Origin of the sequence: Terriglobus roseus, from assembly GCF_900102185.1 — a bacterium.
GTDB lineage: Bacteria > Acidobacteriota > Terriglobia > Terriglobales > Acidobacteriaceae > Terriglobus > Terriglobus roseus_A.
The window spans coordinates 2,983,582-3,009,260 of the sequence record NZ_LT629690.1 but is presented as its reverse complement, the minus strand read 5'-3'; the positions used below and the strand labels follow the sequence as shown (position 1 = coordinate 3,009,260).

The window sequence follows — 25,679 nt, the reverse complement described above, 5'->3', positions numbered from 1 at the left end:
CAGTAACGAAAGGCCCCACGGAAAATCGTGGGGCCTTTCTATTCTTGAGAGAAAGCGGATTCTTTAATTCTCCGGGGGATGTTGATCGACTTGGTCGATCACAACAACGGGAATGTCTCCGCGAGATGCCTTTACACGAAGCCCAAGCTTCTCTTGCAGGCTGTGGTCAAGCGTTGGCACCGGATTCGTATCGTCGGACTTTCGATCCGCATCGAAGCGTCCCAGGTAAGGCAGCACAAAATCGTACTTTCCGGATAGTCCTGTTTGATTCACCACAGGACGTCCAAATTGGCTATTCAGCGTGTCGCAAAGCATTGCCATCGTGGCTCCATGTCCCACCAGTTCGAACCCGGTCATACTGCTGCCACGCTGATAGAGAGGTGGGTAGGCCTTTCCGTTAGCCCCGTTTATTTGCGGAGAATCATCACTCGTCTCTTTAAGCAATCCAGGCTTTGAGATCACCAGGTCATAAACAGGAATTTGGCGGCTTTCCCAATGCACCTGGAGATGAAATCGATCCGCCAGCAACACCTGCAACATGTGCTGTTTTTCTAACCGCGCATCATGGTCGCTAAGGTGTGCGAGTTTCGCATCGGCTGCATCGTCGGATTTCGCCTCGACGGTGTACAGCGTCTCAAAATCCCAACTGGGAGCTCCGGATAGCTGGTAATACTGCACACCATAGGCCAGAGTTACCAGATTGGACAGGTTGATGTTCTGCATGCGAAACGTGCTCGCATGAAGCGGAGAAGAGCCTGTGTGGACAATCTCGTTGCCCACTTTCGATTCACGAATCGAAGCGACATCGAAGGTCATGGTCGGGTGATAGTCCGATGAAGTTCCAAGAACGCTCGACTGGCTAAAGGCTTGCGAACCAGCGAATGCAATCCACATAAGCTGCGAGAAAACTGCTCTGCGCATTCCGAAGCACTCCCTTACTTCGAAGCTGACGATCTCACTTCCACTTGATGTTGCAACCCAGGCTTGGCACCTGATGTTCCAGAGGCGCATTCCCAGCAATCAGGTTCTTAATCGCTTCTTCCAGATCTGCTCCATGGGCAGCCTGATGGATTTCCGGGTGCCGTTCCACACCCGCCTTGCCGTCGCTCTCGCGGTAGGGTCGAGTGCGGTCAAACTGCGCGTGATACACCAGCTTCCGATCCTGATCGAATAAATACAGATCCGGCGTGCAAGCCGCGTGAAATTCCCGGGCTGTCTCCTGAGAGCTGTCTTGCAAATAGGGAATCGTGCAGATGTCGGTGCCTTTGTCCCATCCAAGCCGCTTTCCTTGCTCGCGCATCCCTTCGGGGCCGTCCTCCGGGAAGGCAATCTCATCGTTCGAGCAGATGCACACGGTGGCAATTTCCCCGGCGTATTTCTTGGCCAGCGCAGTGAAGGCCACTTCCATGTGCTTCACGAACGGGCAGTGGACCGAGACGAACGCCACCAGGAGGCCTTTTCGGTTGTACGGATCGTCCGGTCCGGCGTAAATATCGTCGCGTCCCAGCGCTTTATCGCAGAGAACGCATTCCAGTTCAAACGCCGGGCAAACCGCGCCCAGGGTAAGTTCGGTGTTCGATTCCGTACGTGCCATGAATAGATGCTACCGCTCTTCTACAATCAAAGAATGATCAAGGGTTTGACCGTAGTGAAGCCAGTGGGTTCGGCGGCGGCGTGGGAACGGCTCGGCACGCTTTTTTCGGAGCTTGGCTTCGAACCGGGCAAGGGATGGGACGACGGCACAGGCCGCGGCGTCAGCTTCCTCGCGCCTCTCGGAAACGCGGAGTTCGTCACCGGCCGACTGCCTGCCGTACCGGAGCTGCTGATTGAATGCACGCAGCTCGACATTGTCCACGGCATCGTAAAGCGCTGGCTCAGCGCGGAGTTGCGCACGGAAGATATCGGCGGACGCCTGTCGGGTGTTGCAGAAACACATTGGAAATCGCGCCTGTTCACGGTCGATCTTGGCGATGGCCTTGTCTTCGGCTTCTGGGAGCGCGAAGACGTTCTGGCAGGACGCCCCATCGCTATCGAAGGCGATCTGTCGGCAGCAGGCATGAAGTTTGGTATCGTCGTCGCGCGTTGGAACGCCGTCATCACAGACCGTTTGCTGCAGGGCTCGCTGGATGCGATTGTTCGCAGTGGTGGCAGACTCGACGACGTGCAGATTGTCCGCGCCCCAGGAGCGTGGGAGATTCCGGCTGCCGCACGCATGTTGGCGGATCTTCGTGACGACAACGGCAAGCGCAAGTTTGACGCCATCATCACGCTGGGCTGCTTGCTGCGCGGTGAAACGGCGCACTACGAGGCGATTTACAACGAAGCCGCTCGCGGCATCGGCCAATCGCAGCAGGACACCGGAGTGCCGCATGCCTTCGGCGTACTCACCTGCGAAACGCTGGAACAGGCTCTGAACCGCGCTGGCATCAAGGCGGGCAACAAGGGATTTGAAGCAGCGGTTGCGGCCATTGAGATGGTCAGCATCGCTCGCAAGATTGGTCATGCGGCTGCCGGTAAACATGAAGGCAGCGGTGTGGCCGCAGGAAAGCTGGCACAGGTCGACGTCGACCGTGCCTCGGAAGGATTTCAAAAGTAATGGGACAACGTAGAAAAGCTCGCGAACTTGCCATGCAGATGCTGTATCAATCGGACCTGGGCAAGCAGACCGCTGTGGAAGTGCGTCGCGTGTTCTGGAAGAGCCGTCAGGACGATGAGGGAAATCAAACCGTCGATCTGGAAACACAGAGCTTTGCGGAAGACCTCTTCCGCGTGGCGATGGAACGCAGCAATGAGATTGACGACCTGATCGATAAGCACTCGCAGAACTGGCGCGTGCATCGCATGGCCGTGGTGGATCGCAACCTGCTGCGCACCGCGATCGCAGAGATGATCGCCTTTAAGGGAACGCCGCACCCCATCATCATCAATGAGGCGCTGGAAATCGGACGTAAGTACGCCGCGCCGGAGAGCATCACCTTCCTGAACGGAGTACTGGATGCGGTCTCGCGTTCGGTCATGGAAGAACGCTACTCCTGATGTACTGAAGTCGGAGCAAGTCATCCTGATTCGTTAAAGACAAAGAGAAAGGCCGTCATGCTTGGCGGCCTTTCTCTTTGTCTGTTATTCCGGTTAGTTGTTGGTGACCGAACGTGGGTACTGTACCAGCAGGTTCGGAACCGCAGTGCCGCCGGTCGTCGTCAGGCTGGGCAGCTTCGGATTCAACTGGGTGGAATCGGTCAGCGTGGAACGCGTGATCTGATGCACCTGGTTGTCGCCAGCCGTGCCCGTGAAGAAGAACTTGTTGTCTGACGAGAACACGCCGACTACGGGAGCAGTAGCTCCGTTCGCCAGAGTGACCGAGGTCACAGCGCCGGTGCTTGGTGTGTAGACCGGCAGTTTGGTGCCGTTCGAAGTGGCTCCGCTCACCGGCAGGTATGTGGTGAATGCCTGGGTGGAATCCGTCGTGGGATAGATTCCTGTGACCGAGGTGCTATTCACGCTGGTCGATGCCGAGGTGTTCGCCGCCATGCCAAATACAGGTGCAACTCCAGCTTCGGGGCAGTCGCCTGTGGGCAACACACCGGTGAAGGTACGCGTTCCGTTGGCGCCATCGTTCGCAGTGGAGGTTGGGAAGGTGATGTCGTTTACGACCGGCGTTCCACCAGAGGTCGCCAGACGAACATCCAGCAGATGCTTGCCATCGTTCGTGGTAACCGCACGATCGCTTACAGCCGCGGAGACCGTCAGGTTTCCTGCCTGCGGATAGAAGATGGTGGAGGTGCCAGTGCTGTTTGCGCAGTACGAACGCGCATTGACTGCCGTATTACCGGTGACAAACGCACCCACTGATGGGATCGCAACGGCCACGTCGGTAGCACCGCCTGCGGACAGGTCATAGTCCTGCCAGCTGGTGAAGGTGGAGTAAACCAGCAGATGGTTGTCCGTGGTCAGAACGTAAAGCGTGGAACCATCCGGAGTGTATGCCGCGCGCGTGCCCACACCGTTGTAGGTGGTGACAATGGCCGGTGTGGCACTGTTGAAGACCGAGATGACCTTGCGGCTGCTATCGGAAATAACAGCGGTCGCGCTATCCGGGGACACGGTCAGCAGCGAGCCTTGAATGGACGGGTACGAAGCCGTAAGCGTGTTGTTGCTGGTTCCGAACGTCATCAGCGCCTGGTCCGATCCCATGAAGATCGTCGTACCGTTCTGAGCCATGATCATGGACGTCGGTGTGTAAGGCAGCTTGATGGGTGAAGGAATGACGCTGGTCGTCAGATCGATCGGCACCAGGTACTGCGAGTCGGTGCTGCCCACCCAGAGACGGGTGCTGTTGCTGCCCGGCGTGGTGGAAGTGATCGTGTTGGAAGCCACCGGCTTGCCTGTACCCAGCAGACCCACGTTGCCGTAGGGCGCGGGGTTGCAGCTCGGCGGAAGGCAGAATGCGTTGATGGCTGCGACGCCAGGGAATACCGGGGCAATCGACGAGGACGATGCCGGAACGGCAACCGGGTTCGTCGAAGTCACCGTCAGGGTCAGGCCCGTCAGGGTAACGCCGTTCACGTCCTTCACAACGGCCGTCAGCGGTTCCGTGGTGTTCGGGTTGATGACCACGTTGCCATTGGAGGCGTTCGCCGTGCTGATGGTGATGGTCTTCGGCGGGCAAACAGACATCAGACCGGCTGTCGAGGTGGACTGCGCAATGTTCGCGGTCACAATCGTCGTTCCGGGAAGCACTGCCGTCGCCACACCGCTGGTGTCTTCAAAGGTCAGCAGACCAGCGGTCTGCGCGGTGAAGGTCGCGTGGCCAGCGGAATAGGTAACGTTCTGCGATCCAGCAAAGAAACGCGTGACCAGCTGAGCGCTCTGACCGAACGAGATGCAGGTGTTCGGAACGTAGGGCGAAGCCGTCGTCACAGCGGAAGCCGTGTATTGCGGGCAGTTCGTCGCTGGGTCATTCGTACAGTCCGTCGACGCCGCCCCCAGCGTGATCGCCGTGATCAGCGGGTGAACATAGACCAGCACCTTATTGCTGTTTGCGCCGCTGCCAGCAGCAGTCAGTTCCGCGATGCCGGACTTTCCGCTGGAGGTGCAATAGGTGTAGTCCGCCACGCCGCCCGGGTTGTTGCGGTTCCAGGTTCCGGCGCAAAGCTGGCCGGTGGTGGGGTTTACGTCCGCAACGGGAACATTGGAGGCGTTATTCGGGTCCACCGTGGAATAGGTGTACTTCGAGATGGTCACCGTATTGTTCTTGCAATCCACGGCAGTGGGCGTGGTCACGTTCTGCGTCTGACCGTAGCTCATGCTGAGGCCGCCGACAGTCGGATTCAGGGTGATGGTCTGCGGATCGCCGACCCGAGGCCCAATGGTGCCGCTACAAAATGCGGAACTGGTCCCCTTGGCGCAGCCGGAGAGTGAAATGCCGACAGGCAAAGCGAAGAACAACAGGATGAACAACGAGAGGAAACGACGACGCAAAGAAAACCTCCCCGCAGTGCCTGGTGCGTAGTGGCGCTGCGGTCTGTACCTGGGACGGAAAAGGCCCGGAAATGTCTACGGTTCAGTGTAAATCAGAGTCGGAGAAACATTCGGAGGCACCCTACGATCTGAATGTTTTCTTCCTATATAAGACGGGCCTCCGCTCTGCCTGGCAGCACATCTCCCTCAAATCTTCCTGGGGGTGCCGTTTGTGGAAAGCTGTAAGGACGCCATTTTTGCGTGGCTGGCTGTCTCCGGTGCTCCAGATGCGGTATTCTTCGCTGCACCATGATGCCCGCACGCTTTTTCGCTCTGAGTCTTCTTGCTGCCTCGTCTCTTCTGGCCGTCAGCGCCACGGCCCAGACGGCTGCTCCCAAGCCGTCCCACGAAGATACCGAGTTTTACCACCCGGTTCCGCCCGTCGTAACCCCGGCCGCAACCGTTGGCCAGCCGCCCTCGGACGCCATCGTGCTCTTCGACGGCAAGGACACCCTGCAGTGGGTAGCCGCCAAAGACAGCACTACCCCCGCCGACTGGGAAGTGCATGACGGCGTCATGACTGTAAAGAAGGGCGGCGTGGGCAACATCGAAACCAAGCACCGCTTTAAGGACTACCAGCTGCACCTGGAGTGGAAGATTCCCGCCAGCATCACCGGCGAAGGTCAGGGCCGCGGCAACAGCGGACTCTTCCTGGCCTCCACCGGCAAGGGCGATTCCGGCTACGAAGTCCAGATCATGGACAGCTACAACAACCCCACCTACACCAACGGCATGCTCGGCAGCGTGTACAAGCAGGCTGTGCCGCTGGCCAACGCCGCCCGCAAACCCGGCGAGTGGTCCAGCTATGACGTGGTGTGGACCGCCCCGCGCTTCAACAGCGACGGCAGCGTGAAGACCCCGGCCTACGTCACCGTCTTCCTGAACGGCGTTCTGGTGGAGAACCACTTCGAACTCAAGGGCGAAACCTTCTACGTTGGCCAGCCTCAGTACAAGGCGTACGACACGGCGCCCATCAAGCTGCAGGCCCACGGCGACAAGAGCGAACCCATCAGCTTCCGCAACATCTGGGCCCGCGAAGTAAAGCCCTGGACCGAACCGATGACGAAGTAACGTCGCAACCGGAAATATAAGAAGAGGGACGCGCAAGCGTCCCTCTTCTGCTTTTGCTCTCTCGGAGTGTTAATCCTCCGCGGGAACGAAGAAGATCTCCCGTACCTCGACGCGTCCTCCCGTAACGGCGACACCCTTGCGCGCCCATGCCACGGCCTCGTCCATGTCAGCGCATTCCAGAATCCAGAAACCGCCAATGTGTTCCTTGGCTTCCAGATATGGTCCGTCGGTGACTACTACCTGGCCGTCAGTTGGCTTCTGTAGCGATTTCGTAGCCCCAAGACCGCAGGCAAATTTTCTGACACCCGCAGCCAGCATCTCCTTGTTGAGCGCATGGATCGCGGGGCCAACGGATGGATCCATCGTGGACGGATCGAAGTCATCGGGAAGGTATCCAGCAACAAAATACTGTGGCATTGTCTTTCTCCATAAGTTTGGGTCGGGCAGGGCTGTTTTCTGCTTCCATCTCTACGACGAACGGTGAATTCGTAATTCGACAAGGTTCATCGAAATTTTCGATTTGAATATTTAGGCGGCCAATGGCCTATCCGCGTTCTACAAGTTCCTTCGCGTCGGAATACGCTCGTTCGATCAGCTTTCGCAGTGACGAGGCATCGACGTCCACTCCGGGTTGCAGCTTTACATGTCGCATGAACTTTCCCGCACCTTGTAACAAGCCCTCGCGATCGGGCAGCGACGAGCCCTGATAAAACCCCACATTCACGTGGGACTTGAAGACATTCACATAGCAGAAAGGAACGTCACCCACACACGCCACCGGGCAACCATCATGAAGAACCTCTCTGACTTCATCGCCGCACTTTCGCATGACTTCAAACCACTGCCTTGCGATGGCACCGAGCTCACCTCGTTCCTGTAGCCAACGGTCGATCGCAGGATCGTGCTCAACCGTTCCGTTCAGACGGAACAATTCTGTCCTCATCATTAGGGCGTCTCCGCATTCGAGAACATGGTACTCGTTACTCATAAAACGGCTTAAGATTCGATCTCTGGAAATATGGCTTGTCCTTCGTTAGCTTGAGACAAGCCACCCAAGTAACGACGTCCTATGTGGAGAACCTCATGATTCGCTGGTGCATGTTTATTCTGCTTGCCACTCTGAACCTCTCTGTCGCAGCGCAGACATGGGACCCACCCATCGGCCATCGCGTCACATATAAGACTGTCGATGGACGCGACCTCGGCATGTGGATCGTTGAGCCGAAAGACCTGGGTGCGAAGGACTACGCGGCGAAGCGGCCTGCTGTCCTGCTGGTGCACGGCGGAGGCTGGACCAACGGCGCTGCAGGTGTACACAACGAACAAGCAAAGGCCATCGCGCAACATGGCGCGGTAGCGATCCTGTTGCAATATCGTTTGCTGCCACCGAACCCGCATGAAGAGCCGCGCATCTGCGTGGAAGATACCAAGAGCGCCATGCGCTGGCTTCGCGCACATGCCGCTGAACTTCATCTTGATCCAAACAAGATCGCAGCAGGCGGCAGCTCCGCAGGCGGTTACAACGCTGCCTATGCTGCAGTTGGGTCGGGCTGGGATGACCCCCACGATGACCTTCGTATCTCTGCGCGACCGGATGCGCTGGTGTTGTTAAACCCCGCGCTGGACATTCACTACTCCGCTGCAATGTTTCATAACGATCAGAAGCTTTCGCCCATGAGTTACATCAACAAAGACGTACCGCCAACGCTCATCCTCAGCGGCAGCAAGGATGAAGTGATCCATGCCGACCTGCTGCGTGACTACGCGCAGAAATTAAACGCTGCAGGCGCACGGTGTGATCTACACATCTATCCCGATCAGGTCCACACGTTCTATCGCAACGAGCCGTACCTCTCGGAAACCAACGCGCAGATCATAGCGTTCCTGCATTCGTTGGGATTCGTCGCTCCCTGACACAAAGAAGAACGCCACCCTGCGATATCTGCAAGGTGGCGTCTCAACATCGTCACCGAATCTTCAGGCCGATTGTTTTTCGGTATTCATCAGAGCAATCGCCTCTGCCGATCCCCCATCGTGTTTCTTGCTCGTATCGGGCAGGAACCCGGTAAGCAATCCGAGCGCTGGCAGGAATGAGCACACCTTATATACGTAGTCGATGCTCGTATGATCAGCCAGCTTGCCCAGCAGCGCAGCGCCCAAGCCACCCAATCCAAAGGCCAGTCCGAAGAACAACCCTGACACCATGCCAACGCGTCCTGGCATCAGCTCCTGTGAGTAGACGAGGATGGCAGAGAACGCTGAAGCCAACACCAGTCCAATCAGAACACTGAGAACAACGGTGACCGGCAATGTGACGTAAGGCAACAGCAGCGTCATTGGCAGCACGCCAAGAATCGAAATCCAGATAACCTTCTTGCGTCCAATGCGGTCACCCACTGGTCCACCAATCACCGTGCCTGCGGCCACTGCAGCAAGGAACAGGAACAGGTAGAACTGCGCATCCTTCTGCACCAGATGAAAATGCTGCATCAGGTAGAAGACGTAGTAGCTCGTAATGCTGGCCAGATAGAAGTACTTCGAAAGCGTCAGCACAACCAGCACAGCAAGCGCACCGCCCACCTTCTTCCGGCTCAACGTTAACGTCGTTGCAGTGGAATGCTTCTTCTGAATTGCGCGTCCGTGCAGCTTGTACCAGTGCCCTAAGCCTGTCAGCAGAATGATGCCGAACAGCGCCGCCAGCGTGAACCATGCCATGCTCTTTTGCCCGCGCGGCAACACGACAAAAGCAATCAACAGTGGTCCAAGCGACGATCCGAAGTTGCCACCCACCTGGAAAACCGACTGCGCCATGCCGTGCGCACCACCCGATGCCAGTCGCGCCAATCGCGACGACTCCGGATGAAAGATGGACGAACCAATACCGAGCAGCGCACCACCCAGCAGCAACATGCCATAGTTCGTCGCAAATGCAAGTACCAGCAAACCGCTCATGGAAATCGCCATGCCAAAGGGCAGGGAATACGGTTTCGGCTTGCGATCCGTGTAGAAGCCCACAAAGGGTTGCAGCAACGAAGCGGTGATCTGAAACACCAGCGTCAGCGTGCCAATCTGTCCGAAGGAAAGATTGAAGTTCCCTTTGAACAGCGGATAGGCTGCAACAAAAAGCGATTGCAGCATGTCATTCAGCATGTGGCACAGGCTTGCTGCGCCTAACACGCGATACGCAGTGGTGGATTCCTTTGAGTTCTGGCTCATGGCATCATCTGCTTTCTCTGGTGTTTCAAAGCTTATGTCTGGACAATACAATGTTGATGTAGAGGCCCACCACCTGAGCCGGGACAAATTTCTATGCGAATGGGCCACCGTTTCAGCGTCGACATCGATAAATACTTCACGGATCGCACACGCCCTGTGCTCGCTTTGGCTGGAACCTATCCCGCCTCGCATCGTGTTCGTCCGCATCGCCATCGTCGTAGCCAATTGTTCTGCCCGCTTACAGGAATGATGATTGCATCCACTTCACAGGGAACATGGGCTGTTCCAGCACGTCGCGCTTTATGGATTCCAGCAGGAGTACGGCACGAACTTCGCGCACAGGGTGAAGTAAGAATGCAAAGCCTCTACTTCGAACCGGACACGCTGGTGCCCATGCCCGATCACTGCCAGGTGGTCGATGTGTCACCGCTGATGCGCAGTCTCATGGATGAAGCTGTAGCATTGCCCGTTCGTTACAGTCATGAAGGTCGCTCCGGCGCACTGATCCAGTTAATTCAATACGAAATTGGAACGCTGCCAGAACTACCGCTTTCACTTCCGTTGCCAACGGACAAGAACCTCGCGCGCCTCTGCCGCAAATTCATGCAACACCCCACGGCGAAAGACAACATTGATGATTGGGCGGCAGCCCTCTATCTCAGCCGTCGCACCTTCACTCGCATCTTCCGACGCGAAACAGGTCTAAGCTTCGTTGCATGGCGACAGCAGGCATGCGTTCTTGCATCGCTGCCAATGCTCGCATCAGGTACATCCGTAACCAATACGGCGTTAGACCTTGGCTATGAAAACCCCGCAGCGTTTACGACTGTCTTCAAGCGAATACTGAACGCATCGCCGAAGGAATACCTCGCGCATTAAACCGTGCGCGTTTAGTTTTCTGAGGGGTGATCAATGCTGTCGACCACCAGCACCTCAACCTGACCGCGCGACGGCGTCATCTTCAATCCCATCTGGTCCTGTATCGCCTGAAAGAAGTATTGATTCGTTCCTTCTGAACCTTCCTGAGACCATTGCAGATCGCATTCATAACCGCCTTCCAAACCGGTATCGTCAATCACCGGCTTGCCTGCCAGCTCCGGTTGATGGCTCAACGAAGTTGCAATCAACCACCACGGCCAGCCCTTCGTATGCATGTGCAACGATCCCATCATCCTCTTCCACTCCGTAGGCGAAGGCTGGTGCCATCCCGGCGGCGGAGGCGGAGGAGCAGGCGCTGCGGACCAGCGGAAACGCGGCTTCGAAGGATCAGGAATAGCTGGTTGCGAAGTCGTATCGCGAGGACACTTGAGTCCGCCTTTCGCAATCTGCAGTCGATACACCGGCATCTCCCGCGCTTCAAAGTGATACGTCAGATGAAAACGTTCCTTCAGTAGCGACTGCACCATCAGGCGCATCTTCTCTTCGCGATCATCGCGGCTCATCGACTTAATGCTCGCGGCTTCCTCTGGATCCAACTTGCCATTGATGTCGAAGCGCTCATTGCGCATCCACGAAGGCCCGCCATCCAACTCCTGGTCGTATCCCATGCCAAACGCATACGCCAACACATCTTTCATGGTGGTGCGTTCGGCGTGATAGCTGTCCTGGTTCACACCGCTGTTTGTGCCTTGCTCGTCTGGTTTGCTAAGCCGCACACTCACCACGGAAAAGCTCGGCATAGGCGAAACAGGATGTAACAGCGGCACAGGCGCTTGCTCTGCCAGAACGATCAAGCTAAGCAGAAAAAGTTTCGAAAGCATCATGCAAACACCTCGTCTTCATCGCTGATGAAAATCATTCGCAAGGGACAGCAACCCGTTCCGGATGCTGTCTTCTCGCCTCGCACAAACCCCATCCTGCACGTCGCACTTCAAAGGTTTTCGCAGGCTTGGGCAAGGGAACAGACTGCGTCAGCAACTTGAAAAATCCCAACGCAACAATCGTGGCCAATATCGTTACCTGCGCCAGAAGCTGCGGGCTGAGAGATTGCGTCGGCAGCCTTCCAAACATGCCGTGAGCCGCGCGCGGACTCACATCGTTTGCCACCCACTGCTTCATCACCGACAGCGTGCCGTCAGCCAGCACATGGCACACGCCCGTGTCCGCAACGCTCTGGTCAAACACCCACAGCATCTCCTGCGCAAAGCGTTCACGAAACTCAGCAGGATGCAGTGCCAGCAGCAACTGGTACACCCGGCGTGCACAACGAAGCCGCATCATGCTCGGCCACCCTCGTCAGCCAACATGCGATTAGCCACACGCACAATGCGTTTCATGCGCGTTACATCTGCTGCCAATACGCGACGGCCTTCGTCCGTGATGCGATACATCCTTCGCGTTTCACCGCTGCCGGATTCCTGTGTCTCGTAATCCTCTACCCACTCTTGCTGCAGCAATTTCTTCAAATTGTCATAAAGCGTTCCGGAACCCACGCGATAAGTGGCCGACGAAAGTCGGCTCACCTCCTGGATGATTCCGTAGCCGTGCCGATCCTCTGACGCCAGCGCAAGCAGGACGTAGAGTGTGGCGGCAGGTAAAGGAGTTACGGTTTCGTTTTCAGCGTGTGCCATGGTCGGTTCCCGACTATATCGGAATCCGACTATAAAACGCAACAACGTTCGCGCTTGGCAAACGTCAATAGAAAGGAGCAGGATGTACACCATCAAAAAGACGCCCTGATCGCGTCTCTTCTGAAGGAGCAGCACATGGCAACAGCAGAAGTCACCTTGGACCCCACGCATTCCGGTGCAACGCCCGTACCGTTCCGCAAGCGCTACGGCAACTACATCGGCGGCGCATGGGTAGAGCCCGTTGAGGGGCAATACTTTGAAAACATCACGCCGGTCACCGGCAAAGTCCTGTGCGAAGTGCCGCGTTCCGGTGCAAAAGACGTAGAGAAGGCGCTTGATGCCGCCCACAAGGCAAAGGCCGCATGGGGCAGAACATCCGTAACGGAACGCTCCAATCTGCTCATCCGCATCGCACAGGTCATTGAAGAAAATTCAGACCTGCTTGCCGCAGCGGAAACATGGGACAACGGTAAGCCCCTCCGCGAAACCACCGCTGCCGACGTGCCGCTCAGCGCCGACCACTTCCGTTATTTCGCGGGCGCCATCCGTGCGCAGCAGGGCGGCATCTCTGAGATCGATCACGATACCGTCGCGTATCACTTCCACGAACCGCTCGGCGTTGTAGGCCAGATCATCCCATGGAACTTCCCGCTGCTGATGGCCGCATGGAAACTGGCTCCGGCGCTCGCTGCAGGTAATTGCGTCGTACTCAAGCCCGCAGAACAAACGCCCGTTTCCATCCTCATTCAGATGGAACTCATTGGCGACATCCTGCCCGCCGGCGTGCTCAACGTGGTGAATGGCTTCGGTCGCGAAGTGGGCAAGGAACTCGCCACCAACCCGCGTATCAACAAAGTTGCATTCACAGGATCAACGGTCACCGGCCGCATGATCATGCAGTACGCATCGGAAAACATCATCCCGCTCACGCTGGAACTCGGTGGCAAATCGCCCAACATCTTCTTTGAAGATGTGATGGATGCCGATGAGGACTACATCGACAAGGCGATTGAAGGCATGGTGCTCTTCGCCTTCAATCAGGGCGAAGTCTGCACCTGCCCATCGCGCGCACTCATCCACGAAAAAATCTATGACAAGTTCATGGAGCGTGCTATCAAGCGTGTTGCTGCGATTAAGCAGGCCAACCCGTTCGATCCTTCCACGCAGGTGGGCGCACAGGCATCGAAGCAGCAGTACGAAAAGATCCTCTCCTACCTCGACCTCGGTCGCAAGGAAGGTGCGGAGCTTCTCGTCGGTGGCAACGCAGCCAAGCTCGAAGGTGATCTCGCTGGCGGTTACTACATCCAACCGACAGTCTTCAAGGGCAACAACAAGATGCGCATCTTCCAGGAGGAAATCTTCGGACCTGTGCTATCCGTGACCACCTTCAAGAACGATGACGAAGCTCTTGAGATTGCGAACGACACGCTCTATGGCTTGGGCGCAGGCGTGTGGACGCGCGACATCAATCGCGCCTACCGCTTTGGTCGCAACATTGAAGCAGGCCGTGTCTGGACCAACTGCTATCACATGTATCCCGCACACGCAGCCTTCGGCGGATACAAGCAGAGCGGCATCGGACGCGAGAACCACCTGATGATGTTGAACCACTATCAGCAGACGAAGAACCAACTCATCAGCTACAGCACCAAGGCACTGGGATTGTTCTAATGGCCACTGCTACATTGCCGGAACAGGTAACCGCCACGGCTGAAGCCCTGAAGCTCATCGATGAGCTTCAGGGCCAGCATGGCCCCATCATGTTTTATCAATCGGGTGGATGCTGTGAAGGCAGCGCGCCCATGTGCTTTCCCGTCGGCGAGTTCCGCATTGGCTCGCGCGATAAGAAGGTCGGCGAAATCGGTGGCGCAGAATTCTTCATCTCACCGCAGCAGTTTGAATACTGGAAACACACGCAGATCATCATCGACGTGGTGCCCGGATTCGGCGCGGCGTTTTCACTTGAAGGACCCGGTGGTTTGCAGTTCCACACACGCTCCCGCGTCTTCACCGATGAAGAGATTCACGCGTTGCGCGACGCAGGAAAAATCTAGCCTATTCCCAAGGAGCGCGGTCCAGTGCTGCTGGATCGTGCTCCAGCTTTCCTACCGCATCCTCAAACAACTTCATCGTCAACAGGCCATGCCCCACGGCTCCGCCTGCGCGTAATGCTGCTGCCATAAATACGGTCTCGGCAATCTCTTCGCGCGTTGCGCCAGCCTTTGCCGCATTGCGCGTATGCGAATCCAGGCAGTAAGCGCATTGCGTCGTAAGCGCCACCGCAAGCGCAATCAACTCGCGATACTTCGCCGGAATCACGCCATCGCTGCGCTCCGTAACGGCCTTCAATTTGAAGAAAGCTTCAGCTTCTGCTGGTGCTCCCTCAATCAGCTTCTTCGCATAACGCATGTCTTCCGGGCTTTGATACTCCGCCATGTGGCTCATCCTCCAGCACGGCGAAGCATATCGGATAAACGTCACTCATTGCGCAGTGCCTGCATCGGGTCCAGTCGAGCCGCATGCCACGCAGGCAAGAAGCAAGCAAACGCAGCCACTGCCAATAGCAATCCTGTTACGGAAGCGAATACCGCAGGATCAAGCGGCTTGGTCCCGTACAGCATGGAACGGATCAATTGCACACACGCTGCGCTCGCTCCCAGTCCAACCACAACACCCAACAGGGCAGGCCGCAGCCCATCCACCAACATCTGCCGCAACACATCCTGTCGCTGCGCGCCCAGCGCCATGCGAATACCAATCTCGCCAGTGCGTTGCGTAACGAGATAGGACAACACACCATACAAACCAACTGCTGCAAGCACCAGTGAAATCACTGCAAACGCCAGCACCAGCATCGACGTCACATTGGCATCCATCGTTGCTTTGCCCAGTGACTGTTCCATCGTCAGCACATCGGCTACTGGCAAGTTCGGATCGATCTGCGCAATCAGTTTCTGCACTGGCAGCGCAAGGCTTTCCACGTTGTGGTCAGCGCGCACTGCAATGGTCGCGCTGTTCCATCCGCCGTAGTACAGCGGCAAGTACATCGTTGGGCCTTCCTGCTCATCCAGGTGCCAAAGCGTGTTGCCCACAATACCGACAACCTCAAATCCGCCTTCTGGAAAATTTCCAAATTCTCCTGATTGAATGTGCTTTCCTAACGCATCGCCATTAGGAAAAAACTGCCGTGCGAACGACTCGCTGACAATCACACTGCGTGCGTTCTTCAGCCGTTCACGATCTTCAAAGAAGCGGCCCTGCTTCAGCGGAATCTGTACCGACTTGAAGTATCCGGGGTCCACGCCACGCAGCATTGCCACATGCTGATTCTGTCCCAATGATGGATTTTCAGGGATGCTGAAAGGAGTATCACCACCATAGCCCTGCCCCGGCATTGCGGTAGAAATGCCAGCCGCAGTAACACCGGGCAGCACGCGGATGCGTTCAATCAACTGCGAGTAAAACGCAGTAATCTGCTGATCCGTCTTGTAGATTGCATCCGGCAAACCCACTCGCATGGTCAACACGTTCTGTGTCGTGCAGCCAATATCGACGGAGCGCATCTGACGATAGCTCTTCAATAACAAACCCGCGCTTACCAGCAACACCATCGTCACAGCCACTTCCGTCACCAGCAGAGCTTTACGCAAACGAGCTGCAGATAATCCTTTGCTGCTGCCGCGCGATGCCTCCTGCAGATTCTCCAGCAATGGCCCGCGCAGCAACGTCATGCTGGGAATGATGCCTGCAAGCACAGCACACAGAATCACAATGCCCACGGCAAACAGAATGACGGTGCCGTCCATCTGCGCTGAGTGAATGCGCGCCATATCCGGCTTTGCCACCATCAGCCATCGCACCTCCGCCCACGCCAGCGGAATACCAATTGCACCTGCAGCCAGCGCAAGCAGCACGCTTTCGGTCACCTGTTCTCCAAGCAACGTCCATCTGCTGCCGCCCAGCGATGCGCGAATCGAAATTTCTTTGCGCCGTGATGCGGACCGCGCCACCAGCAGATTTGCCACATTCAAGCAGGCAATCAGCAACACACATCCTGTCGCGCCAAACAACACATAGAGCTGCGTTCGCGCTCCATGCACCACACCTTCCAACATGCTTCGTGCATTGGCGTTCTTACTTACAAAGCGTGAGGAGCTGCTCTGTTGCACGCGCTTCGTTACGGTATCCACTTCGCTCAAAGCCTGCGATAACGTAGCGCCGGGCTTGAGTCGTGCAATCACAAAGTAGTTGTGAATCTCAGGGCTCGCCATCGCCTTCGGATCTTGCTCGTGATAGATCGGAGTCCACAACTGCGTCTCGGTATCGGGATACATGAACCACGCAGGCAGCACGCCCACCACGGTGTAAGGTTGCGAGTTCAATTGGATGATCTTGCCAACAATGTTGCGGTCGCCTGCATACCGTCGCATCCACAAACTATGCGTCAGCATTACCGTTCCAGGCGCATCGTGTTTATCTTCATCCTTTGTGAATGAGCGTCCTAACTCCGGCTGCACGCCCAGCGTGGTGAACAGGTCCCACGATCCATACGCAGACCGGATGCGCTCCGGTAACTGTCCGCCGTCATCGGAAAGATTGTTGCTGTCCGTGCCATAAACGCCCATCTGTTCCACGCTGGGCATATCGCTCTTCCACGCGGCATACATGCCGCCTGCAACATAGCTGAACGGTCGCGCACCGTTACCTAATTGCTCATACAACTGGATGAGCCTCTCAGGTTCTTGAAACGGAAGCGGCTTCAGCAGAACATTGCGAACTACAGTAAACATCGCCACATTCGTGCTGATGCCCAGCGTCATCACTGCAATTGCAACCAGCGCAAATGCTGGTGCGCGCATTAACGTGCGCACGCCGTAGCGAACATTGCGCCACAGCGAATCCAGCCAATCCCAGCCCCACGTCGAACGAGTCTGCTCACGAATCAGAAGAGGATTGCCAAAGGCGCGCAAAGCCGCATGCTTCGCGGCTTCTGCATCCAGTCCGCTCTCACGCTGCTCTTCCTCTTCCAGTTCAAGGTCTGCGCGAAGTTCGCGCTCCAGGTCAGCATTCTGTTTGCTCGTGGGCCATTTCATGTCAGTTCTCCTCTGCCGCGGGCCACATCACACGCGCCACGGCCTCAGCCATCTGCTTCCACTGCGACTCTTCCACCACAAGCTGCTTCTTTCCTTCAGCCGTCAGGCGGTAGTACTTGAATTCACGATTGCGATCGGGCGCCGTCTCCCACTTCGCAGTGATCCAGCCCTTCTTCTCCATGCGGTGCAACGCCGGATACAGCGATCCATGCTGCATCTGCAGAAAGTCATTCGTTGTGGCTTGAATGTGTTTGCCAATCTGGTGGCCATGCGCCGGGCCGTACAGCAGTGTGCGCAGAATCAGCATGTCCAGCGTGCCCTGCAACAGGCTGGATCGTTGTGTGGTCTCTTTCGCCATAGTCGAATGTCTACCCTCGAATTTGTACTGAGGGTAGACATCCGACTATCAGCTGTCAACAGATTCTTTTGCCCAATTTCGACTCCACAGGGCGGTGTTGTATAACCATCGCACCGGAGACATTGGGTTTTGGCGACAACTGTAGTGGGAGAGGCTGCGCCTCGTCTGGAAAGCGCAGAGCACGATCTGAATCGACTGGCCTGGCTCGCGCTGGTGCTTACGCCCGGCATGGGTGCCACACGCACCCTCCGCGCCATGTCCCTGGCCTCGTCGCCTGCGGCGATCTTTTCCATGTCGCTCACGGAGCTGGAAGCCCTCCAGATGCCCGCAGCTTCTGCGCGCTTCATCTTCGAAGGCAAGGCCAAAGCCACTGCGCTGGAAGAAGTCCAGCGACTCGAAGAGCAGAACGCTAACTACATTACTCATGGCTGCCCGGAGTACCCGGACCGCCTCCGCGAAATTTACGATCCGCCCGCCGTCCTCTGGTACCGAGGCGACGTCAGCATCCTTGCCGAACCCGGCATCGCCGTCGTTGGCACGCGCCATCCCTCGGTCTACGGAGCAGGAATGGCCCAGATGCTCTCCCGCGAACTCGCCGCGCGCGGCATGGTCATCCTCAGCGGCATGGCCCGCGGCGTGGACACCGAAGCCCATAAGGGCGCGCTCGATGGCCGAGGCAAAACCGTCGCGGTCTGGGGCACTGGCATCGACGTCATCTATCCCAAAGAAAACAAACGCCTCGCCGAGCAGATCCTCATGTACGGCGGCTGCATCCTGTCGGAGTACCCGCTGGGCACCTTCCCGGCGCCGCAGAACTTCCCCGTCCGCAACCGTATCCTCTCTGGAATGAGCGTCGGAGTCCTCGTCATCGAGGCAGCGGAACACAGCGGCACCCGCATCACCGCGCGCTGCGCCATGGAGCAGAACCGCGACGTCTACGCCGTACCCGGGAACGTGACGAACAAGGGTTCCTGGACACCCAACACCCTCATCAAGCAGGGCGCCCGCCTCACCGCCACCTGGGAAGACGTTTGGGAAGATTTGCCCACCCAGGTCCGCCTCCACCTGGAAGAGAAGCTGGAGAAGCGCGAGGGCAAGTCTGAATCCGCAGCGGCGGTCACGGCATCTCTATTCGACGAGCGGAAGCTGCCGCCGGTCGAGCGTGTTGTCTTCGAGCAGCTTCGAGCCGACGAAAGCGTGCAACTTGATGATCTTATTGAACGACTGGAAGGGAAGTTGCAGTCGCCGGAGATCTTCACGGCGCTCTTCGAACTCGAACTTGCAGGCCGCGTTCGCCAGCTCCCCGGCAAGAATTATGTGAGGACGTTCTAGCCGTCGAACCTCTGTGGAAAACCTCTCCCAAATAACGGAACATGCGACTTTTTCCGTTCGTAAGAGTCGAAGGGAAGGTTGGTCATGCGTGACGTTCGTCAAAAACCGTGTTAGGTTCTCACACTGAGTAGTGACGTTGAAAAGGGCAGGGCTGCCGGGCGGGCGGTTTCGGCCTGCAAGGGAGCGCGAAGAACGCTCCAGGAAGTTCAGGAAGTGTTATGGCAAAGAATCTCGTGATCGTGGAGTCGCCGGCAAAGGCGAAGACGATCAACAAATATCTCGGCAACGATTTCACGGTGGAGGCCTCGCTGGGCCACATCATGGATCTGCCGAAGAACGACATTGGCGTCGAACTAAAGAAGCGCACCTTTGAGCCCAAGCTCATCATCTCGCCTGGCAAGGAAAAGCTCGTTGACCGCCTGAAGAAGCTCGCCTCCAAGGCTGATGCCGTCTATCTGGCGCCCGATCCTGACCGCGAAGGCGAAGCCATCGCCGCGCATCTGCAGTGGCAGCTCAAGCCGTCCCTGAAGAACTCGGGCAAGATCCAGCGCGTCACGTTCAACGAAATCACCAAGGCAGCCGTGACCGATGCCTTCAAGCGCGCCCGTGACGTCGACCAGAACCTGATGCTCGCGCAGCAGACGCGCCGCGTCCTCGACCGCCTGGTGGGCTACGAAATCTCGCCCCTGCTCTGGGATAAGGTCCGCCGCGGCCTCTCCGCCGGACGCGTACAGACGGTGGCGCTCCGCCTCATCGTCGACCGCGAAAACGAAATCAAGGCATTCAACCCCGTCGAATACTGGCCGGTAGACGCGAAGCTGACCCCCGCTGGCAAGAAGCAGGAGTTCCTCGCTCGCCTCTACGCCATCGACGGCACCAAGATCAGCGTCGACACGGTAAGCCCTCCAGCCCTGCCCGACGGCGCAACCGCCGCCACGGTCAAGGCTGGCATGGAGAAGGCCAAGTGGTCCGTCGCATCGGTAGAAGCGAAGGAACGCCGCCGCTACGCTCCCGCTCCGTTCTCGACCAGCCAGCTCCAGCAGCAGGCCTCCAACCGTCTCGGCTTCAACGTGAAGCGCACCATGGGTGTCGCCCAGCGCCTCTACGAAGGCATTGAGATCGGCAACGAAGGCACCGTCGGCCTCATCACCTACATGCGTACCGACAGCACGCGCGTCGCTCCCGTCGCCATCGACATGGCGCGTGACTACATTAAGACGCTCGGCAAGGACTACCTGCCCGAAAAGCCCAACCAGTTCAAGGGCAAGAAGGACGCGCAGGACGCCCACGAAGCCATCCGTCCCACCAACGTCGCGTACACGCCGGACAGCATCCGCAAGTACCTCAGCGACGAGCAGTACCGCCTCTATAACCTCATCTGGTCGCGCTTTGTCGCCAGCCAGATGACGCCCGCTGTTTACGACCAGACCACGGTCGAAATCACCGGCAAGAGCGACCGCAACTACCAGGTGCGCGTCTCCGGTTCCGTTTTGAAGTTTGATGGCTTCCTGCGCATCAACAACCCCAACCAGAGCAGCGTTGCAGAGGCAAAGGCCGCACAGGAAGACTCCGACGAAGGCGTCTCGCTCCCCGGCATGAAGCAGGGCGACGCGCTCGACCTCCTCAGCGTCGTCACGGAGCAGAAGTTCACCGAACCGCCGCCGCGCTTCAACGAAGCGTCACTGGTCAAGGAGCTGGAAGAGCGCGGCATCGGTCGCCCGTCCACTTACGCGTCCATCATCAACACCATTCAGGACCGCGACTACGTCAAGAAGCTCGCGCGCAAGTTCGTGCCCACGGAAATCGGCATGGTCGTCACCACGTTGCTGGTGAAGAACTTCCCGTACATCTTCGACATGGACTACACCCGCAAACTCGAAGACGAGCTCGACGAGATCGAAGCGGGCAACGAAAAGTGGACCGATCTGCTCGGCGGCTTCTACGGTCACCTGACCGACGAAATCAAGGTTGCCGAAAAGAAGATGGAAGACATCAAGCGGATGGAGCACCCCACAGAGGAACTCTGTGAAAAGTGCGGCTCACCGCTCGTCCTCAAGTGGGGCAAGTTCGGCTCGTTCTATTCGTGTAGCAATTTCACGAAGACCAAGCCGAAGACCATTGCCGTCTCTGCCTTCAAGAAAGACTCCAAGGCGGTCGTCAAGCGCGTGAAGGATGCCTTTACCTATCCCGTCACCGTCAAGGGCATGGTGGACGACGCAGAGGCCTCCAGCGAGGAAGTCCATGACGATAAGCAACTGCTCTCCGCACTCAAGATCGCTTCGGAACGCGGCAAGAGCATCCTCATCGATCCGGTAAGCTGCGACTTCACCAAGGAAAACTTCGCAGACAAGCCCGACCTCGCCGCCATGGAAGCAGGCGACACCGAGGAAGAGGAGTTCTGCGAAAACTGCGGCAAGCAGATGGTCCTGAAGAATGGCCCCTGGGGTCCCTTCATGTCCTGCCCGGACTACAGCGCCGACCCGCCCTGCAAAACGGTGCGTCGCCTGAACCAGAAGGTCCAGCAGAAACCGCCAGAACCCACCGGCGAACCCTGCCCGCAGTGCGGCATGGAACTGGTCAAGCGTCAGGGTGCTTACGGCGAGTTCACCTCCTGCTCCGGCTACCCCAAGTGCAAGTACGTGAAACAGGTACTGCTTGACGTCCCATGCCCGAAGGACGGAGCGCCCATCGCCGAACGCAAATCGAAAATGGGCAACGTCTTCTACGGCTGCACAAACTATCCCAAGTGCGACTTCAGCAGCAACCAGAAGCTGATCGCCAAGCCATGCCCCAAGGGCAACTCGTCATACCTCATCGAAGTGCCCAACAAGCAGGACGGCTACATCCACGAGGTTTGCCCGCACAACCACGATGCTCTACCCAAGCGCCGCCCCAAGAAGGGCGCGAAGGTTGAGGAGCCGGTGGAAGATCCCATCACCTGCGACTACGATCACAAGACCAACCGCAAGATCGAGTCCAAAGCGCCAGTAGAGATTCCAACTCTCCAGCGCCCGGACCCGAACGCAACGCGGCCCATCGTGGAATCGGTAGCGTAAGCATCTAGCAGTTAGCCAAAAAGATCGAAGCCCCGAATTCTCCAAACGGATTCGGGGCTTCGTCGTTATCAGGGCAGGTCATCCGCCCAGCAACACGTCAATCTCGTCATAGCCAGTTGGCAACGAGATGCCTTCCTTTGAGGCTCCTGCCTCCAGCAGCATCTTCACAATCTCCGGCGTGCGGCGGTTCATCCAGTACGAATCCACGCACGCCTTCACCGCCAGTTGCAGTGCGGTCCGCCCCCAGCCATCCAGCGTATGTACAGGGCAGCCGCGTTCAATCAGCAGCTTTGCGGTTTGCGGCCATGCCTTCCATGCGGCTACATGCAGAGCGGTACTGTCCCTTGCAATCTGGTAGTAGCCATCGCCTTCATACCGCGCCACCACATCCACTCCCAAATCCAGCAGAAGCTCCACTCCATCACGGCATCCGGTTCCCGCGAACTCCGCAAGGAACGTTCCTTCATGCGCCTTCAGCAGGTGCGATGCTACCGCATCTTCCCTTGCAATCGAGTGCGCCGTGGCCTTATCCCCTAAGGCACAAGCCGCCAGCAACCCATCCACACCCGTAACCTCAATCGCAATGCCACGCTCTTTCAACAACGCCAGAACATCGCTGCGCCCACGCTGCGCAGCCAACGCAAATCCGGTGTGACCATCCCTATCGGCAAGTGACATATCGCCACCGTGATCCAGCATCAGTCGGATGTTGGCCAGCGCATTGTCACGTCGGATCGCCTGATGCAGCGCTGTATAGCCCCATAGCGTTGAGCGGCTCGGATCTGCGCCATGTTCCAGCAGCAGCTTCATGCCGTCATGGTCATGCCAGTCGGCCTTTCGCAGCAGCATCGTCGTCAGGCTCTCCGGCTGCAAAGCGCCGCTCTCCAGCAACACACGCAGCACGCTCAGGTCATAGCTTTCGGGCACGTGGTAAGGCGTCTCTTCATCGTTCGGGTCGGCACCGTATTCCAGCAAAAGCCGCGTCAACTCGGCATGTTGTGCAATGCCAGCCGCGCCGTAGATAGCGCTCTCCCAAAAATTGCGCTCCTCGCCAGTCTCCGTCTCCCACCATCCGGTCTTGGCATCGGCACCCGCTTCCAGAAGAAGCCGCGCGGCCTCCACCAGGTCCTCGCTCTTCGTCTTGTCGAGTCGCAAATAGTGCGAGAAGCAAAGGTAGGTCAAAGCATCCCACCCATGCGGACCACCCTTGGCGGTCGCCAGGGAAGCATCCTCACTCAGCCATCGCCGAACTTCGGTGGCGTCACCGAGCACCGCTGCCACATAGATGCTCGCGTGACGTATCTCCGGATGCGCCGCAAGCAGCTCATCAGCGCCAATCAGGTTTCCTGATGTGTGACCAGCCCCGCCCACCGGCACGCTGGCGGCGATCAGGAAGGCCGCAACCGGTCCCCGCGTTTCGACCAGCAACTGTAATCTGCGTCGCTCGATCTCCTGCGCAAACTTTGGCCAGCTTGCGAAACCATGTTCGCGGGCAATCACAAACTGGGCGTTGCTCAGGCTTATCCCGTCGGGTGAAGACTCTGCGACATGCGCATGAAGGCGCGAGACTGCGACAGCATCACCGGTCTTCAATTGTTTGAGGAGTTCTTTCGCCTGCTTTTTGTACTGGTCCAGATCTGGACGGGAAGGCAGGCTGGAAAGCGAAGAGGATTGTTTAGCGGTCATACGAAGCTCCTTTCACGGTTCGCCTGGAGTCCGCTCTCATCAGGCAGGAAAGAAGTTTCGCTACAGCATCAATTCGTAAGGTGGGCACGGCCCTTTCCGCGGACTGGATGCGCCCTTCGCGCTTGCTCACAAGCTATCGGTTGGGTGATCCGCTGTCAAAAGAAAGGCCCGGCGTTCCAAAGAAAATCTGAGTCTTACGGCGCAAGTCACATCCGCATATATCAGGCCGCTAAGACTGGCTGCCTTTTGAAAGCACCGGAGAAACCTGTCAAGTCCTGATGCCACTCAACCCCAACAAACCAAAAGAAATAGAGTCGGCATGGTATTTTTTCCGAACTTCTAAAATAGAGAAAGCACTGATTCGCAGGGCTTTGCCGCTCTGGAGACGTCGCGGCTAACTCCTTTAGAAAGACGATTTTGCCTCTAACTCCAATGGGCAGACGATTTTACAGTCACTAGCGCCGTAAACCCAATAGAAAGACGATTTTAGGAAAACAGGGGGAGGGGGAGGGTACCAAGGTCTGAATCCGACCCGGACCATCTTCCATCTAATCCACAGGGCTGGTACCCTAGTACAAAGCCCGAACTTTGGGCTGTGCTGCGCATCCCGACGGGTTCCTGTAGAGTTTTGCCCGGTCGATTTCTTTGGAGAAAAAGTCAGCAATGGCAAAGGCAATCTGGAATGGCCAGACGGTGGCCGAAAGCGAAAGCTTCGAAACCGTTGAAGGCAATGTTTACTTCCCCGAGGAGACGGTGAAGCGCGAGTTTCTGCGCCCCAGTTCCACCTCCTCGTCCTGCCCGTGGAAGGGTCAGGCGCGCTACTTTACTCTGCTGGTCGATGGCCAGGAGAATCCCGACGCTGCCTGGTACTATCCCGATCCCAAGCCGGCAGCGCGACAGGTAAAGCACCACATCGCCTTCTGGCGCGGCGTAGAAGTCTCTAAGTAGTTATCCGACGACTCAGTATTGACAGAGGCGGCCTAAGGGCCGCCTCTGTGCTTTTAGGCGGCTCGGGATATATTGATGCCACCGAAAGCTGTGCGCCAACGCTGCAGCAAGGTTCATCACAGGGAGCTGATCCATGACTTCGCCGACGAAGAGTAAGGTAAGCGTCACTGTCTCTGAGAACGGTCCGTACATCGTCACAGGTGGCATACCCCTCAGCAAGCAGACCATCATCACGGATGCTAAAGGCGGCTCTGAGGAATGGCGGGAAGGCGAGGCCATCCCCCACAAGGAGACCTACGCGCTCTGCCGCTGCGGGCACTCCGGATCGAAACCCTTCTGTGATGGCACACACGCGAAGGTTGGATTCAAGGGAGCTGAAACAGCCAGCCGTGAACCCTACGTCAATCAGGCGCAGGTGCTGGATGGTCCAGTGCTTCAGCTCACCGACGCAGAAAAGCTCTGTGCATTCGCCCGCTTCTGCGACCCGAACGGTCAGGTCTGGAACCAGGTCGAGCGAACCGATCATCCACACATCAAGGAGTTGTTCATCCACCAGGTGAACAACTGTCCTTCAGGGCGCCTCGTAGCCTGGGACAAGGCCACAGGACAACCCATTGAACACGCGTTGCCCATATCAATCGGTCTGGTGGAAGACCCGGCGCAGCAATGCAGTGGGCCGCTCTGGTTGCGCGGAGGTATACAGGTCACCTCAGCAGATGGATTCGAGTATGAGGTGCGCAATCGCGTCACGCTCTGTCGTTGCGGAGAGTCCAAAAACAAGCCGTTCTGCGACGGCACTCATGATGCAATCAAGTTCCACGATTCCTAGACG

The 25,679-nt window shown here is 57.4% G+C and carries 24 protein-coding genes; 11 read left to right on the top strand and 13 right to left on the bottom strand.

What is annotated here, in order from left to right; translation table 11 throughout:
- Window positions 1–63 precede the first annotated feature (63 nt).
- On the bottom strand, window positions 64–921 hold the full coding sequence (locus BLT38_RS12545; protein WP_172838265.1) for a TIGR03435 family protein: 858 nt from the start codon (window positions 919–921) through the stop codon (window positions 64–66).
- A gap of 34 nt (window positions 922–955) precedes the next feature.
- Window positions 956–1,594, bottom strand: a complete 639-nt coding sequence (locus BLT38_RS12540; protein WP_083345482.1) for a redoxin domain-containing protein — start codon at window positions 1,592–1,594, stop codon at window positions 956–958.
- A gap of 33 nt (window positions 1,595–1,627) precedes the next feature.
- Here BLT38_RS12540 and ribH point away from each other — a divergent pair, with 33 nt between their 5' ends.
- Together ribH and nusB are read left to right on the top strand one after the other, a co-directional pair.
- The gene (ribH, locus tag BLT38_RS12535) at window positions 1,628–2,596 is read left to right on the top strand and encodes a 6,7-dimethyl-8-ribityllumazine synthase (RefSeq protein ID WP_083345481.1); all 969 of its coding nucleotides are present in this window, start codon (window positions 1,628–1,630) and stop codon (window positions 2,594–2,596) included.
- Window positions 2,596–3,036: a transcription antitermination factor NusB gene (gene nusB, locus BLT38_RS12530; RefSeq protein ID WP_083345480.1), complete on the top strand. Its 441-nt coding sequence runs from the start codon at window positions 2,596–2,598 to the stop codon at window positions 3,034–3,036. The genes ribH and nusB overlap by 1 nt, the downstream gene beginning before the upstream one ends.
- Before the next feature lie 93 nt (window positions 3,037–3,129).
- Here nusB and BLT38_RS12525 read toward each other — a convergent pair whose 3' ends face one another.
- Window positions 3,130–5,478 carry a hypothetical protein gene (locus BLT38_RS12525; RefSeq protein WP_083345479.1) on the bottom strand — a complete coding sequence of 783 codons (2,349 nt, stop codon included), beginning with the start codon at window positions 5,476–5,478 and terminating at the stop codon, window positions 3,130–3,132.
- A gap of 288 nt (window positions 5,479–5,766) precedes the next feature.
- Here BLT38_RS12525 and BLT38_RS12520 point away from each other — a divergent pair, with 288 nt between their 5' ends.
- Window positions 5,767–6,588 carry a 3-keto-disaccharide hydrolase gene (locus BLT38_RS12520; RefSeq protein ID WP_231966464.1) on the top strand — a complete coding sequence of 274 codons (822 nt, stop codon included), beginning with the start codon at window positions 5,767–5,769 and terminating at the stop codon, window positions 6,586–6,588.
- A gap of 69 nt (window positions 6,589–6,657) precedes the next feature.
- On the opposite strand, the gene BLT38_RS12515 is transcribed toward BLT38_RS12520, so the two are convergent.
- Entirely contained in the window at window positions 6,658–7,005 is a 348-nt protein-coding gene (locus tag BLT38_RS12515) for a YciI family protein (protein ID WP_083345478.1), read from the bottom strand.
- 127 nt (window positions 7,006–7,132) lie between these two features.
- Window positions 7,133–7,534, bottom strand: coding sequence for a DUF1801 domain-containing protein (locus BLT38_RS12510; protein WP_231966463.1), 402 nt, complete (start codon window positions 7,532–7,534; stop codon window positions 7,133–7,135).
- Between the two features lie 137 nt (window positions 7,535–7,671).
- Between BLT38_RS12510 and BLT38_RS12505 the strand changes: the two genes are divergently transcribed.
- Window positions 7,672–8,502, top strand: coding sequence for an alpha/beta hydrolase (locus tag BLT38_RS12505; protein ID WP_083345477.1), 831 nt, complete (start codon window positions 7,672–7,674; stop codon window positions 8,500–8,502).
- Between the two features lie 63 nt (window positions 8,503–8,565).
- On the opposite strand, the gene BLT38_RS12500 is transcribed toward BLT38_RS12505, so the two are convergent.
- The gene (locus BLT38_RS12500; protein ID WP_083345476.1) at window positions 8,566–9,804 is read right to left on the bottom strand and encodes an MFS transporter; all 1,239 of its coding nucleotides are present in this window, start codon (window positions 9,802–9,804) and stop codon (window positions 8,566–8,568) included.
- Between the two features lie 93 nt (window positions 9,805–9,897).
- Between BLT38_RS12500 and BLT38_RS12495 the strand changes: the two genes are divergently transcribed.
- Window positions 9,898–10,683 carry an AraC family transcriptional regulator gene (locus tag BLT38_RS12495; protein ID WP_083345475.1) on the top strand — a complete coding sequence of 262 codons (786 nt, stop codon included), beginning with the start codon at window positions 9,898–9,900 and terminating at the stop codon, window positions 10,681–10,683.
- 11 nt (window positions 10,684–10,694) lie between these two features.
- Here BLT38_RS12495 and BLT38_RS12490 read toward each other — a convergent pair whose 3' ends face one another.
- From BLT38_RS12490 to BLT38_RS12480, 3 genes are read right to left on the bottom strand one after another with little or no spacing between them, the layout of a single operon-like run.
- Window positions 10,695–11,567 (bottom strand): TIGR03435 family protein, encoded by an 873-nt coding sequence (locus BLT38_RS12490; protein ID WP_083345474.1) that lies wholly within the window; start codon window positions 11,565–11,567, stop codon window positions 10,695–10,697.
- Window positions 11,568–11,598: 31 nt separating this feature from the next.
- Window positions 11,599–12,024 (bottom strand): hypothetical protein, encoded by a 426-nt coding sequence (locus tag BLT38_RS12485; protein ID WP_156785116.1) that lies wholly within the window; start codon window positions 12,022–12,024, stop codon window positions 11,599–11,601.
- Window positions 12,021–12,374 (bottom strand): PadR family transcriptional regulator, encoded by a 354-nt coding sequence (locus BLT38_RS12480; RefSeq protein WP_083345472.1) that lies wholly within the window; start codon window positions 12,372–12,374, stop codon window positions 12,021–12,023. Before BLT38_RS12480 ends, BLT38_RS12485 begins: the two co-directional genes overlap by 4 nt.
- A 135-nt stretch (window positions 12,375–12,509) precedes the next feature.
- Between BLT38_RS12480 and BLT38_RS12475 the strand changes: the two genes are divergently transcribed.
- Window positions 12,510–14,045, top strand: coding sequence for an aldehyde dehydrogenase family protein (locus BLT38_RS12475; RefSeq protein ID WP_083347075.1), 1,536 nt, complete (start codon window positions 12,510–12,512; stop codon window positions 14,043–14,045).
- A complete protein-coding gene (locus BLT38_RS12470; protein WP_083345471.1) occupies window positions 14,045–14,428 on the top strand; it encodes a DUF779 domain-containing protein in 384 nt (127 codons plus the stop codon). The genes BLT38_RS12475 and BLT38_RS12470 overlap by 1 nt, the downstream gene beginning before the upstream one ends.
- A 1-nt stretch (window position 14,429) precedes the next feature.
- On the opposite strand, the gene BLT38_RS12465 is transcribed toward BLT38_RS12470, so the two are convergent.
- From BLT38_RS12465 to BLT38_RS12455, 3 genes are read right to left on the bottom strand one after another with little or no spacing between them, the layout of a single operon-like run.
- Window positions 14,430–14,810 carry a carboxymuconolactone decarboxylase family protein gene (locus tag BLT38_RS12465; protein WP_083345470.1) on the bottom strand — a complete coding sequence of 127 codons (381 nt, stop codon included), beginning with the start codon at window positions 14,808–14,810 and terminating at the stop codon, window positions 14,430–14,432.
- A 41-nt stretch (window positions 14,811–14,851) separates the two neighbouring features.
- Window positions 14,852–17,467: an ABC transporter permease gene (locus BLT38_RS12460; protein WP_083345469.1), complete on the bottom strand. Its 2,616-nt coding sequence runs from the start codon at window positions 17,465–17,467 to the stop codon at window positions 14,852–14,854.
- A gap of 1 nt (window position 17,468) precedes the next feature.
- On the bottom strand, window positions 17,469–17,825 hold the full coding sequence (locus BLT38_RS12455; RefSeq protein WP_083345468.1) for a PadR family transcriptional regulator: 357 nt from the start codon (window positions 17,823–17,825) through the stop codon (window positions 17,469–17,471).
- 228 nt (window positions 17,826–18,053) lie between these two features.
- Between BLT38_RS12455 and dprA the strand changes: the two genes are divergently transcribed.
- Window positions 18,054–19,157, top strand: coding sequence for a DNA-processing protein DprA (gene dprA / locus BLT38_RS12450; protein WP_156785294.1), 1,104 nt, complete (start codon window positions 18,054–18,056; stop codon window positions 19,155–19,157).
- Between the two features lie 218 nt (window positions 19,158–19,375).
- Window positions 19,376–22,213, top strand: coding sequence for a type I DNA topoisomerase (gene topA / locus BLT38_RS12445; RefSeq protein ID WP_083345467.1), 2,838 nt, complete (start codon window positions 19,376–19,378; stop codon window positions 22,211–22,213).
- Between the two features lie 78 nt (window positions 22,214–22,291).
- Here the strand turns inward: topA and BLT38_RS12440 are convergent, their stop codons facing one another.
- The gene (locus BLT38_RS12440; RefSeq protein ID WP_083345466.1) at window positions 22,292–23,899 is read right to left on the bottom strand and encodes an ankyrin repeat domain-containing protein; all 1,608 of its coding nucleotides are present in this window, start codon (window positions 23,897–23,899) and stop codon (window positions 22,292–22,294) included.
- 663 nt (window positions 23,900–24,562) lie between these two features.
- Here BLT38_RS12440 and BLT38_RS12435 point away from each other — a divergent pair.
- Both BLT38_RS12435 and BLT38_RS12430 read left to right on the top strand, forming a co-directional pair.
- Complete coding sequence (locus tag BLT38_RS12435; RefSeq protein WP_047489308.1) at window positions 24,563–24,847, top strand: DUF427 domain-containing protein; 285 nt, start codon at window positions 24,563–24,565, stop codon at window positions 24,845–24,847.
- 133 nt (window positions 24,848–24,980) lie between these two features.
- Window positions 24,981–25,676, top strand: a complete 696-nt coding sequence (locus tag BLT38_RS12430) for a CDGSH iron-sulfur domain-containing protein (RefSeq protein ID WP_083345465.1) — start codon at window positions 24,981–24,983, stop codon at window positions 25,674–25,676.
- Window positions 25,677–25,679 lie beyond the last annotated feature (3 nt).